This is a genomic window from Agromyces humi, assembly GCF_009720255.1.
In the GTDB taxonomy this organism is placed as follows: domain Bacteria; phylum Actinomycetota; class Actinomycetes; order Actinomycetales; family Microbacteriaceae; genus Agromyces; species Agromyces humi.
In genome coordinates this window covers 1-12,084 of the sequence record NZ_WJSP02000084.1, presented here as the reverse complement: position 1 = coordinate 12,084, position 12,084 = coordinate 1, and the positions used below count along the sequence as shown (strand labels likewise).

At 71.2% G+C, this 12,084-nt stretch carries 12 protein-coding genes; 9 read left to right on the top strand and 3 right to left on the bottom strand.

Features of this window, described 5'->3' with window-relative positions; genetic code table 11:
• A partial coding sequence (locus GH736_RS09515) for a rhamnogalacturonan lyase (protein ID WP_159602520.1) occupies positions 1–2,461 on the top strand: 2,461 nt, incomplete at its 5' end.
• 157 nt (positions 2,462–2,618) lie between these two features.
• Here the strand turns inward: GH736_RS09515 and GH736_RS09510 are convergent.
• Complete coding sequence (locus tag GH736_RS09510; protein WP_159602517.1) at positions 2,619–3,983, bottom strand: Nramp family divalent metal transporter; 1,365 nt, start codon at positions 3,981–3,983, stop codon at positions 2,619–2,621.
• Between the two features lie 122 nt (positions 3,984–4,105).
• Here GH736_RS09510 and GH736_RS09505 point away from each other — a divergent pair, with 122 nt between their 5' ends.
• The 5 genes from GH736_RS09505 (at position 4,106) to GH736_RS09485 (ending at position 7,997) form a co-directional block, all read left to right on the top strand.
• A complete protein-coding gene (locus GH736_RS09505; protein ID WP_235933931.1) occupies positions 4,106–4,453 on the top strand; it encodes a hypothetical protein in 348 nt (115 codons plus the stop codon).
• 78 nt (positions 4,454–4,531) lie between these two features.
• Positions 4,532–5,206 carry a TrmH family RNA methyltransferase gene (locus tag GH736_RS09500; RefSeq protein ID WP_159602514.1) on the top strand — a complete coding sequence of 225 codons (675 nt, stop codon included), beginning with the start codon at positions 4,532–4,534 and terminating at the stop codon, positions 5,204–5,206.
• Positions 5,207–5,304: 98 nt separating this feature from the next.
• Positions 5,305–5,940 (top strand): pyridoxamine 5'-phosphate oxidase family protein, encoded by a 636-nt coding sequence (locus GH736_RS09495; protein WP_159602511.1) that lies wholly within the window; start codon positions 5,305–5,307, stop codon positions 5,938–5,940.
• Between the two features lie 107 nt (positions 5,941–6,047).
• A complete protein-coding gene (locus tag GH736_RS09490) occupies positions 6,048–7,064 on the top strand; it encodes a magnesium and cobalt transport protein CorA (RefSeq protein WP_159602508.1) in 1,017 nt (338 codons plus the stop codon).
• Positions 7,065–7,292: 228 nt separating this feature from the next.
• A complete protein-coding gene (locus GH736_RS09485) occupies positions 7,293–7,997 on the top strand; it encodes a response regulator (RefSeq protein ID WP_159602505.1) in 705 nt (234 codons plus the stop codon).
• A 61-nt stretch (positions 7,998–8,058) separates the two neighbouring features.
• Here the strand turns inward: GH736_RS09485 and GH736_RS09480 are convergent, their stop codons facing one another.
• Positions 8,059–9,039 (bottom strand): ArsR/SmtB family transcription factor, encoded by a 981-nt coding sequence (locus GH736_RS09480; protein ID WP_203230705.1) that lies wholly within the window; start codon positions 9,037–9,039, stop codon positions 8,059–8,061.
• A 98-nt stretch (positions 9,040–9,137) separates the two neighbouring features.
• On the opposite strand from GH736_RS09480, the gene GH736_RS09475 reads away from it, so the two are divergent.
• Both GH736_RS09475 and GH736_RS09470 read left to right on the top strand, forming a co-directional pair.
• On the top strand, positions 9,138–9,533 hold the full coding sequence (locus tag GH736_RS09475) for a cupin domain-containing protein (RefSeq protein ID WP_159602499.1): 396 nt from the start codon (positions 9,138–9,140) through the stop codon (positions 9,531–9,533).
• A 71-nt stretch (positions 9,534–9,604) separates the two neighbouring features.
• Positions 9,605–10,306 carry an endonuclease/exonuclease/phosphatase family protein gene (locus GH736_RS09470; protein ID WP_159602496.1) on the top strand — a complete coding sequence of 234 codons (702 nt, stop codon included), beginning with the start codon at positions 9,605–9,607 and terminating at the stop codon, positions 10,304–10,306.
• 12 nt (positions 10,307–10,318) lie between these two features.
• Here the strand turns inward: GH736_RS09470 and GH736_RS09465 are convergent, their stop codons facing one another.
• Positions 10,319–11,254: an aldo/keto reductase gene (locus GH736_RS09465; protein ID WP_159602493.1), complete on the bottom strand. Its 936-nt coding sequence runs from the start codon at positions 11,252–11,254 to the stop codon at positions 10,319–10,321.
• A 100-nt stretch (positions 11,255–11,354) separates the two neighbouring features.
• On the opposite strand from GH736_RS09465, the gene GH736_RS09460 reads away from it, so the two are divergent.
• On the top strand, positions 11,355–12,084 hold a 730-nt coding region (locus GH736_RS09460), incomplete at its 3' end, for a LysR family transcriptional regulator (protein WP_159602490.1).

Below are 12,084 nucleotides of genomic sequence, written 5' to 3'. Positions count from 1 at the left end.
CACCGCGCCGGCCCCCGTGCCCGAGGGCGTGCCGCAGCTCGAGCAGCTCGACCGGGGCCTCGTCGCGGTCTCGACGTCCGAGGGCGTGTTCCTCAGCTGGCGCCTCCTCGCGTCCGAGGCGACCGGCGCCACCGACACCGGCCTCGCCGGTCCCGACTTCGCCGTCTACCGCGACGGCACGAAGATCGCCACGGTCACCGACAGCACGAACTACGCGGATGCCGCGGGCACGGCGACCGCGCAGTACACGGTCGCGCCCGTGGTGAACGGCATCGAGCTCGACGCATCCGCCGCCGTGTCGGCGTGGGCGCAGGGGTACACCGACCTGCCCCTCAGGAAGCCCGCCGACGGCGTGACACCGCCGAGCGTCATCCCGAACCAGCCCACCACCTACACGTACTCGGCCAACGACGTCTCGGTCGCCGACGTCGACGGCGACGGCGCCTACGAGTACGTGGTCAAGTGGGACCCGTCGAACTCCAAGGACGTCTCGCAGCGCGGCTGGACCGGCCCCGTCTACCTCGACACCTACGAGCTCGACGGCACCCTGCTGAACCGGCTCGACCTCGGCGTGAACATCCGCGCCGGCGCGCACTACACGCAGTTCCTCGTCGACGACTTCGACGGCGACGGACGCTCCGAGACCATGCTGAAGACCGCGCCCGGCACGAAGTCGATCACGTACAACGCCGACGGCTCGGTCGCGAGCGAGCGGTACATCACGATGCCCGAGGCGGATGTCGCCGCCGGCTACGCGCACACCGACGACTACCGCATGAGCGCGGCCGACTACGAGCAGCACCTCGTCGAGCTGTTCCAGGGCTGGACCGAGCATCCCGAGGTGGTGGCGGGCCATTGGCCGGCGACGCTCGAGCAGGCGTGGGGCATCCCCGTCACGCACGAGTACCCGCTCTCGGAGGCCGACGCCCAGGAGCTCGCCGACTACTTCATCGACGTGTATGCGCTGAGCCGCAGCGCGAACAACAAGCTCCGCGAGTTCGAGGGCTTCATCGTCGATGGTCCCGAGTACCTCACGGTGTTCGACAGCGCCACGGGCGACGAGCTCCAGACCATCGCGTACCCGACCGGGCGCGACGACGACGGCCTCCTGTGGGGCGACTACGCGATGGCCCGCATCGAGCCGGGCAACCGCGTCGACCGGTTCCTCTCGGGCGTCGCGTACTTCGACGGGCAGCACCCGTCGGCGGTGTTCGCCCGCGGCTACTACACGCGCACGACGATCACCACCCTCGACTGGGACGGCGAGACGCTGAGCCAGCGGTGGCAGGTCGACAGCGGTCACGTGCCGCTGACGAACCCGTTCAACGACGGCCCGCACGGCCGTGACGGCTCCAACCCCGAGTTCGCGACGATCACCACGCAGGGCGACCACTCGCTGAGCGCGGCCGACGTCGACGGCGACGGCAGGCAGGAGCTCGTCTACGGCTCGGCGACGATCGACGACGACGGCAGCCTGCTGTACAGCTCGTTCGACGTGCTGCCCCCGGGCAGCGCCAACCCCGGCGCGACGGTGCGCCTCGGCCACGGCGACGCCATGCACGTGACCGACATCGACCCGTCGCGCGACGGCGTCGAGGTCTGGACCGCCCACGAGGGCGCCACGGGCGCACCGTACGGTTCGGCGATGCGGGATGCCGCGACCGGCGAGGTGCTCTTCGGCGCCTACTCGGGCCGCGACACCGGTCGCGCGATGATCGGCGACGTGCGCAGCGACGTGCCCGGCATCGAGGTGTGGTCGAGCCTGCCCGGCGGCACCGACGCGAGCGGCCTGCTGAGCGCCAAGGGCGAGATCCTCTCGTCGGCGACGCCCGGGACGAACATGTCCATCCGCTGGGCGGCCGACCTTACGACGCAGATCGTCAATGGCAGCGGCACGCAGACGCCGACGATCGACGACTGGACGCGGGGCCGACTCCTCACGGCCACCGGCACGCTGACGAACAACGGTACGAAGGGCAACCCGTCGCTCGTCGCCGACGTGTTCGGCGACTGGCGCGAGGAGCTGCTCGTGCGCACGACCGACTCGAGCGCCCTGCGCATCTACACGAGCACCGAGGTCACGACGCACAAGCTGACCACCCTCATGCACGACGTGCAGTACCGCGCCGAGACCGCCCGCCAGCAGACGACGTACAACCAGCCGGCGTACACGTCGTTCTACCTCGCGAGCGACATGGACTTCGCGGACGTGCCGATCCTGACGACGCCGGTCACGCCGGGCGAGCCGAAGTTCAAGGACCGCCCCGGCACGAAGAAGGACGAGGTCCAGGTGCCGAACGACCGCACCGGCGTCGATTACTACGTCAACGGCGAGCTGGTCACCTCGGCGAACGGCAAGGTGGCGGTCGTCGGCGATGCCACCGTCGTGGCCGTGCCCTCGCCCTGGTACCGCATCGCCGACGGTGCGACGGCGGAGTGGACGGTGTCGTTCGACGACTGACCGTCCGAAGATCCGGTCGGGTGACGGATGCCGCGAGCCGTACGGTTCGCAACGCTCCGTCGCTCGGCCGCACCAGACGACCGCCCCGGGTACCGCAATTCCGTGCCGGCACCCGGGGCGGTCCCATGCCCAGCGGAGGTCGCCGCTCAGGGCTCGCTCACGCCCCCGTGAACACCAGCCAGAGCAGCAGGCCGTTCAGCGTGATGAGGAATACGGATGCCGCGATGCCCGCCGCGGTCGTGCCCCAGTGGTTCGCGTACCGGCCGAGCACGCTGCGCCGAGCGGTGACGGACACGAGCGGGATGAGCGCGAACGGGATGCCGAACGAGAGCACGACCTGGCTGAGCACCAGCGACACGGTGGGGTCGAAGCCGAGGGCGAGGATCACGAGCGCGGGGATCAGCGTGACGAGGCGGCGGGCGAGGAGCGGCACGCGGATGTGCAGCAGCCCGCGCATGATCTCGGCGCCCGCATAGGCGCCCACCGACGTCGAGGCGAGGCCCGACGCGAGCAGCCCGACCGCGAAGAGGGTGGCGACGAGCGGTCCGAGCGAGACCTGCAGCGCGGCGTAGGCGCCCTCGAGGCTGTTCGTGCCCTCCACGCCGGCGAGGTTCGCCGCGGCGAGCAGCAGGATGCACAGGTTCACGGTCCCGGCGATCGCCATCGCGATCGACACGTCCCAGCGGGTGGCGACGAGCAGGCGGGCGGTCGGGATGCGGCGCCCGGCCTCGATGAGGTCGCCCACCTCGCCCGCGTCCCCGGCCGCGGCATCCGCTCGCGGCTCCCCGAAGGGCCGGGCCTGCGGCGAGAAGCGGTCACGGCTCAGCGCCGAGTGCGCGTAGATGGCGTGCGGCATGATCGTGGCGCCGAGGATGGATGCCGCGAGCAGCACCGAGTTGGCGTCGGCGAACCGCGGCACGAGCCCGCCGATGACGCCGGCCGGGTCGGGCGGGGCGACGAAGACGCCGACGCTGAAGCCGACCGTGATGATGACGAGCAGGCCGATGATCACGAACTCGAAGGGACGTGCTCCTCTGCGGGACTGGATGACGAGCAGCACGAGCGAGACGCCGCCCGTGATGAGTCCGCCCCAGACGAGCGGGACGCCGAAGAGCAGGTTGAGGGCGACGGCGCCGCCGATGACCTCGGCGAGGTCGGTGGCCATGGCCACGAGCTCGGCCTGCAGCCAGTAGGCGCGTCGGCCCCAGCGGTTGCCGATGCGCTCGCCGAGCACTTCGGGCAGGCTCTTGCCGGTGACCACGCCGAGCTTGGCCGAGAGGTACTGGATGAGCCACGCCATGGTGTTGCCGAGCACCACCACCCAGACGAGCAGGTAACCGTACTGCGCGCCCGCGGTCATGTTGCTCGCGACGTTGCCGGGGTCGAGGTAGGCGACGCCCGCCACGAGCGCGGGGCCGATCAGCCAGGCGAGGCGCGGCAGCGAGGCCGCGGTCCCGCCGGCAGGGGTCGCGGCGGCCCGCGTCGGGGGCCGCGTCGTCGCGGCATCCGCAGATTTAGGCATGCCGAAAGATTACACAGATTTCGGTGCGCCGAAAAGACTGACGGCCGGACGGAGACAGGAGTATCTTGCTTCGCATCGGACGGCCTGCACTGGGCCGGGGCCTCACCGTGTTGAGGCGCATCGTGGTCGTCCGGCACATCACCCGGAGGTGGAACATCATGAAGCGAGCAGTCATCGGCTGCGCCGTCGCGTTGGGTCTCGTGCTCGGCGGCGGCGCCGGCGCGGCATTCGCCGGCGAGACCGGCGGCCATGGCCAACCAGTCCCTGGAGCGGAAACGGCCAATTCGGCCTGCGCCTACTCCGGGCAGGATCTGCCCGATGCGATCGAGGGCAACCCGCCCGGCTTCGATGACGACTTCGTCACCGGCGGCCACGTGCAGAGCTACGGCCAGTGGGTCCGCGGCGGATACAAGGATATGGTGCCGAGCCCCGGTGACGCCTGCCGCGGCGGCGTCGAGTTCGGAGGCTGATGCGCTCCCGCACCACCAAACCGACCCCGGCGTGAGCGCGCCGGGGTCGGCCTCGTTCCACCCGGCTAGCCTTGCCTCGTGGATACAGCCGACCCGAGCCGCGCCGTCGACGCACACGAGCCCGCGGATGCCGCCGAGCCGACCCTCCCGCACGGCGTCGGCCCGTGGCCCGGCGGACCCGAGGCCTGGCCCGCCGACCCGCACTACGACCCCGAGCTGCTCGAGCACGGCGACACTCGCAACGTCGTCGATCGCTACCGGTACTGGCGCATGGAGGCGATCGTCGCCGACCTCGACACGCGGCGGCACCCGTTCCACGTCGCCATCGAGAACTGGCAGCACGACATGAACATCGGCTCGATCGTGCGCACCGCGAATGCGTTCGCCGCCGACACCGTGCACATCATCGGCCGCCGCCGCTGGAACAAGCGCGGTGCGATGGTCACCGACCGCTACCAGCACCTCCTGTACCACCCGGACGTCGCCGCCTTCGCCGAGTGGGCGCACGCGGCATCCGTGCCCATCGTGGCGGTCGACAACGTCGAGGGCGCCGTGCCCATCGAGGCGTTCGAGTGGCCCGAGCGATGTGTGCTGCTCTTCGGCCAGGAGGGGCCGGGGCTCTCGGCCGAGGCGACCGCCGCCGCCGACGCGGTCGTCGAGATCACGCAGTACGGGTCGACCCGATCGCTCAACGCGAGCGCGGCGGCGGCCATCGCGATGCACTCGTGGGTGCTCATGCACTCCGTGCGCTGAGCCGGCCTCGTCGGCACCATCGCAACGATCGCGTCGGATGCCGCGAGGAAGCCGCCATGGGCTCGCACGCCGGCGCGGCTCGGTCGTAGCGTGGGCACATGGTCGACCAGAGCGAGCGCGGCGTCCCCATCACCTCGGCCGGCGAGTTGGAGGCGATCGTCGGTACCCCGTTGCCGCGCACCGCGAACAAGGCCCGCGCCCGGCTGCACGACGTCGACCGGGCCTGGCTCGCGGCGGCGCCGATCGCGTTCGTGGCGACCTCCGACGACCACGGCGCGCTCGACGTCTCGCCGAAGGGCGACCCGGCGGGCTTCGTGACGGTGCTCGACGACACCACGATCGCCCTCCCCGAGCGGCCGGGGAACCGGCGCGCGGACGGTTTCCACAACATCCTCCGCAACCCGCACGTCGGGCTGATCTTCGTCATCCCGGGCCGTGGCGACACCCTGCGCATCAACGGCCGCGCGACCATCGTGCGCGACGCGCCGTTCCTCGACGGCATGGTGGTGCGCGGCCACCGTCCCGCCCTGGCGGTGCTCGTCGACATCGACGAGGTGTTCTTCCACTGCTCGAAGGCGTTCCTGCGCTCGAAGGCGTGGCAGCCCGAGACGTGGACGCCCGACGCCGCACCGCGCCGGGCCGTCATCGCGCAGGCGGTCGAACGCCAGGACGAGTCGCTCGACGCCCTCGACGAGTACTACGGGCCGCGGTACGCGGAGGGCATCTACGGCTGAGCCCGGCACGCGGCGCCCGCGGCTCGGGTGCCGGCCACGCGGCATCCGTCGCCCTCGTGCGCGTGTCGGATGGGCGACGGATGCCGCAGCCGACCAGACTTGGCCCGATGCCCGTCGTCGACAACGCGATCTACTCGGGCGGCCGCCGGGTCGCCACCCCAGCCTCGCTCGAGGAGACGTTCGAGACCCGCGAGCGGCACGGCGGCTTCGCGTGGATCGGGCTGTACCGCCCGACCGACGCCGAGCTCGATGCCCTCGCGAGCGAGTTCGGCCTGCACCCGCTCGCGGTCGAGGACGCGAAGAAGGGACACCAGCGGGCCAAGCTCGAGCGCTACGGCGCGAGTCTCTTCGTCGTGCTGCGCCCGGCACGCTACCTCGACGCCGAGGAGCAGGTGGAGTTCGGCGAGCTGCACGTGTTCATCGGACCCGACTTCGCCATCACGATCCGCCGCGCCGAGTCGCCCGACCTCGCGCGCGTGCGCCACCGGCTCGAGTCCTCGCCCGACCTGCTCGCGAAGGGACCCGAGGCCGTGCTCTACGCGGTGCTCGATGAGGTCGTCGACGAGTACTCGCCGGTCGACGCCGGCCTCGAGAACGACATCGACGAGATCGAGGAGCAGCTGTTCTCGGGCGACCCCGAGGTGACCCGCCGCATCTACGACCTGGCGAGCGAGGTGATGGAGTTCCAGCGCGCGACCCGTCCGCTCGTGGGCATGTTCGACGGCCTGGAGCGCGGCTTCGAGAAGTACGCCGTCGACCTCGAGCTGCAACGGTACCTCCGCGACGTGAAGGATCACGTCATCCGCATCAACGAGCGCGGCGACACGTTCCGGCAGCTGCTGCAGAACGCGCTGCAGGTCCACTCGACGCTGGTCGCCCAGCGGCAGAACGAGGAGACGCGGGTGCTCTCCGAGACGGCGCTGGCGCAGAGCGAGCAGTCGAAGAAGATCTCGAGCTGGGCCGCCATCATCTTCGCGCCGAGCCTCATCGCCGCCGTCTACGGCATGAACTTCCGGTACATGCCCGAACTCGGCCAGCCGTGGGGCTACCCCTTCGCGATCGCCCTCATGCTCGGCTTCGCGGGCGGTCTCTACCTCATCTTCAAGCGCAGGGGCTGGCTCTGAGCGGATGCCGCGGCTAGCGTTGCGGGCATGACCGAGATCACCGACGATCTGCCTGCCCGCCTGCTGCACGAGGAACACGCCGGATGGAAGGCGATCCTCGACGGCCGGCTACGGCCTCCGCGGCATGGCCGAACGCGCCGCCCTGCTCGGCGGCACCTTCGCGGCCGGCGCCGTACCCGGTGGCGGTTGGTCGGTCGCCGTGGTCCTCCCCCGTGCGGGATGGTCAGCATGAGCGTGCGCGTGGTCATCGCCGACGACCAGGAGCTCGTGCGCACCGGACTGCGGATGATCCTCGACGCGCAGCCCGGCATCGAGGTCGTCGGCGAGGCGAGCGACGGGGCCGAGGCCGTCTTGCTCGCCCGCGGCATCCGGCCCGACGTCTGCCTCCTCGACATCCGGATGCCGGTGCTCGACGGCATCGCGGCGACGCTCGCGCTCGCCGGGCCGGGTGTCGAGCATCCCATCCCGGTCGTCGTGATCACCACCTTCGACCTCGACGAGTACGTGTACGCCGCCCTCCGGGCCGGCGCCCGGGGATTCCTGCTCAAGAACGCCGGGCCCGCACTGCTGGCCCAGGCCGTGCACGCGGCGGCACGGGGCGACGCGCTCATCGACCCCAACGTCACCGTGCGGCTCATCGAGACGTTCGCGGGATCGGCACCCGCCTCGTCTCCGGCGCCGCCGGCGCAGCCGATCGAGCCGCTCACGCCGCGCGAGGAGGACGTGCTCGCCGCGGTCGCGCGCGGCCTCGGCAACCCCGAGGTCGCGAGCGAGCTGCACATCTCGCTCAGCACCGTCAAGACGCACCTGGCGAGCCTCATGGCCAAGATCGGCGCGCGCAACCGCGTCGAGGTGGCCATCTGGGCATACGAGAGCGGCCGCCGCGGCGCCACCGGAGCGTCCGGGATCGGGAGCGACCCTCGCACGCGCTGAGCCGTGCCACGTGATCTCGGGCACCGCCCGGGCGCTGAGACCAACCGTCGCGGCACGCGCCCTACAGCGCCGCGCCGACGAGCGCCTCCCCCACGGGCGTCCTCGTGTGCAGCATCCTGGCGCCGTCGCGCACGCTCGCGATGAGCCCGCTGTTGCGGAGCACGGTGAGGTGGTGCGACGCCGTCGAGACGGCGAGGCCGCAGTCGGCAGCGACCTGCGACGTGGTGCGCGGGTCGTGGGCCGTGAGGAGGATCTCGGCCCGCGCCGGGCTCATGAGCGCCGCGAGCGACCGCGTCGCGGACTCGGGGTCGCGCGCCCAGGTCTCGGTGACACCCTGCGCGGGATAGAACAGCGTCGGCTGCGCGGGCGGCTCGGTGAGCACCTGGCTGCGATGGGAGCTCATCACCGACGGCACGAGCACGAGACCGGTGCCGCGGCAGTCGACGAGTTCGCGGTGCAGCCGCAGCCGCACCCTCACGCTGTCGCCGTGCCAGGTCACGGACTCGTGCAGCCCGGCGACCATCGCACCGAGGCCGTCGGTCGTCACGCGGCGCGCCCGCACGGCGATGTCCGCGCGCAGGATGCGCTCGACCTGCGGCCAGACCGGCGCGAGCAGGGCGTCCCACAGTTCCTGCCACGCTTCGGCGATCAGGTCGCGCGCCCGCTCCGGCTCGTCCCGGAGGCGCGCGATCGCCTCGTGCCGTCGGCCCGACGAGCGCGCGAGCATCTTCGCGAGGTCGGCGCGGATGAGGTCGGGCGGCACCGAGCGGAGCCGCCGCACCTCGTCGTCGGGCGCGAGGTCCCAGCTCGGGGTGGCGGTGAGGAAGTCGGGGAAGTAGCCGTCCGCGCCGATGATGAGCGCCAGGAGCTCGAACGCCTCGCGCGGGACGTCGGCGCGCACGTTCCGCACCCAGCCCCATTGCAGCGGCTGGTCGTCGGGGCGCTGCAGCACCCGCACCGCGTGGCAGAGCTCGTGACCGGGCGAGAGGCCGAACCGGATCGCCGAGATGTCGTCGGGCGCCAGCCGGAAGTCCACGAACATTCGATCCACGTCGAAATGCTACCGAGTCGCGGTGCGCGAGCGGAGGGTGGGATCAGCGGATGCCGCAGCGGCATCCCGAACCGGAGAGGAAGACCACCATGGCAGCCGACGAACCCACCACGACCCCGACGGATGCGGCCGGAGCATCCGCCGCACCCCGGCTCGTCCGGGCCGATGAGCTCCGCTTCGGCACCGGCCGCACCCTGCGGTTCGAGGGCCGCGACCACGGCGCGGGCATCTCGTACTTCCTGGTGGACAACGACCCGGGGCAGGGACCGGGCCTGCATCGGCATCCGTACACCGAGACCTGGATCGTGCTCGAGGGCGAGGCCCGCATCACCATCGGCGACGCCCAGCTGGACGCGACCGCGGGCGACACCGCCACCGTCGCCGCGAACACCTGGCACGGCTTCACCAACACGGGCACGGGCCGGCTGCGCATGGTGTGCATCCACGCGTCGGACGTCATGATCCAGGAGAACCTCGACGACTGAGGCGTGTCCACCCTGCAGGTTCACGGCGAGCTCGCGGCCACCCGGGCGCTCGTGCTGCGTAGGCTGGGCGAGTGAAGGTCGTCAGCTACAACCTGCGGAAGCATCGAGCCATCAACGAGCTCGCGGCGCTCGATGAGCGGTACACGCCCGACCTCATCTGCCTGCAGGAGTGCGACACCGCCGACCTGCCGAAGCACGTCGGTCGGCTCGAGCTCGCCACGTCGACCTCGGGCAACCGGCTCGGCCTCGCGGTGTACTACCGTTCCGACCGGTTCGAGAGCCGCGCCACCCGGGCGGTGGCCTTGAAGAAGTCGCTGCACGACCACCTGCTGCGTCCGGCGCACGAGCGACTGCTCGGCGTGCGACTGCTCGACCTCGAGGTGCAACGGGAGCTCGTCGTCGCGTCGTTCCACGCGGCGCCGCTCACGGCCCTGAACTCGCTGCGGCGGCATCAGATCCGCGCGGCGCTCGGCGAGCTGCAGCTGCTCGGGCCCGGCCTGCCGACCCTCATGGTGGGCGACTACAACTACCCCGTCTTCAAGGACAACCTCGCCGAGAAGGTGCGCGAGGTCGGCTACGAGATGACGCTGAGCGACAGCCGCACCTACACCCGCTACAAGTTCTTCCGCGGGCACTTCGACCTCGCGACCTCCGTCGGCTTCGACATCGAGAAGGTCGAGACCCTCCCGCGCGGCTCCTCCGACCACCTGCCGATCCTCGTCGAGACGCGGTATGCGGCGGCGGTGGTGGCGGAGGAGGACCTCGCGAGCTGAGGGGCGCCCCGACTAGGGCACGAGGTGCCCGGCGGCGCGGAACAGCTCGTACCACTCGGCGCGGGTGAGGGGGAGGTCCGACCCCTGCGCGGCGGCCGCCACGCGTTCGGGACTCGTCGTGCCGAGCACGACCTGCATGTTCGCCGGATGCCGCGTGATCCACGCCGTAGCGATCGCGATGGCCGGCACGTCGTAGGCGGCGGCCAGGCGGTCGATCACGGCGTTGAGCTCGGCGTACTCGGGCGAGCCGAGGAACACGCCCGTGAAGAAGCCGGCCTGGAACGGCGACCACGCCTGCACGGTGATGTCGTTGAGCCGGCAGTAGTCGACGATGCCGCCGCCGTCGAGCGTGGCCGACTGTCCCTCGGCCGCCATGTTCGCCGCGACGCCCTGGCTGATGATCGGCGAGTGCGTGATCGAGAGCTGCAGCTGGTTCGCCACGATGGGCTGCCGCACGTACCGCTTCAGCAGGTCGATCTGCCTCGGCGTGTGGTTCGAGACGCCGAATGCGCGCACCTTGCCGGCCGCCTCGAGGTCGTCGAACGCCCGCGCGACCTCCTCGGGCTCGACGAGCGCGTCGGGACGGTGCAGCAACAGGATGTCGAGGTAGTCGGTGCCGAGGGCGGCGAGCGAACCCTCGACCGACTCGACGAGGTGCTCGTACGAGAAGTCGAAGTACGGCCCGTCCTTGACGATGCCGGCCTTGCTCTGGATGGTGAACTCGGCGCGCTGCGACGGGGTGAGCTGCATCGCCTCGGCGAACCGGCGCTCGCACTCGTGCAGCTCGCGGCCGTAGATGTCGGCGTGGTCGAGGAAGTCGATGCCCGCGTCGCGTGCGGTGCGGACGAGCTCGCGGATCTCGTCGTCGGACTTCTCGGAGATGCGCATGAGGCCGAGCACGACGTTCGGCGCGGTGATCTCGGTGCCCGGGAGGGTGAAGGTCTTCATGTGGTCCTCAGCTGTCGTGGGGTTGCGAGTTCACGCTAGGCGGGCCCAAGCTAGAAGTCCAACAAATTTGCTTGATGGCATTGAGAAGCGAGAGTCATAGATGGACCTGCGGCAGATGGAGTACCTCGTGGCCCTCGCCGACGAGCAGCAGTTCACCCGTGCGGCAGCCGTGTGCCATGTGTCCCAGTCGGGGCTCTCGGCGGCGATCCGCAGTCTCGAGGACGAACTGGGCACCACGCTCTTCATGCGCACCACTCGCCGGGTCGAGCCCACGGATGCCGGCCTGGCGCTGCTTCCGCACGCGCGCTCGATGCTCGCGCAGGCCACCGCCGGGCGCGACGCCGTCGTGCGTGCCACGAACGAGCTGTCGGGGCAGCTGCGGGTCGGCACCGAGCAGTGCCTCGGCATCGTCGACGTGCCGCCGCTGCTCGAGCGGTTCCGCCGCCGCTACCCGCTCGTCGACATCCACTTCACCCAGGCCGGGTCGCACGACCTCGTCGGCCAGGTCCGCGCCGGCGACCTCGACGTCGCGTTCGTCGCCGCCACCGACCACCTCACTCGAGTGACCCGCACCGAGCTCGGGCGCCGCCCGGTCGTGCTGCTCTGCCCGCCCGAGCATCCGCTCGCGGCATCCGCCCGTCTCGACTGGGCCGACCTGCGCGACGTCGACTTCATCGACTTCCACGAGTCGTGGGCGGTGCGCTCCCTCAACGACGCCGCGTGCGCGGCCCACTCGGTCGCGCGGCGCGTGCGCTGCACCGTGAACGACGTGCACACGCTGCTCGACCTCGTGCAGCGCGGACTCGGGGTCGCACTCGTGCCGCAGCACG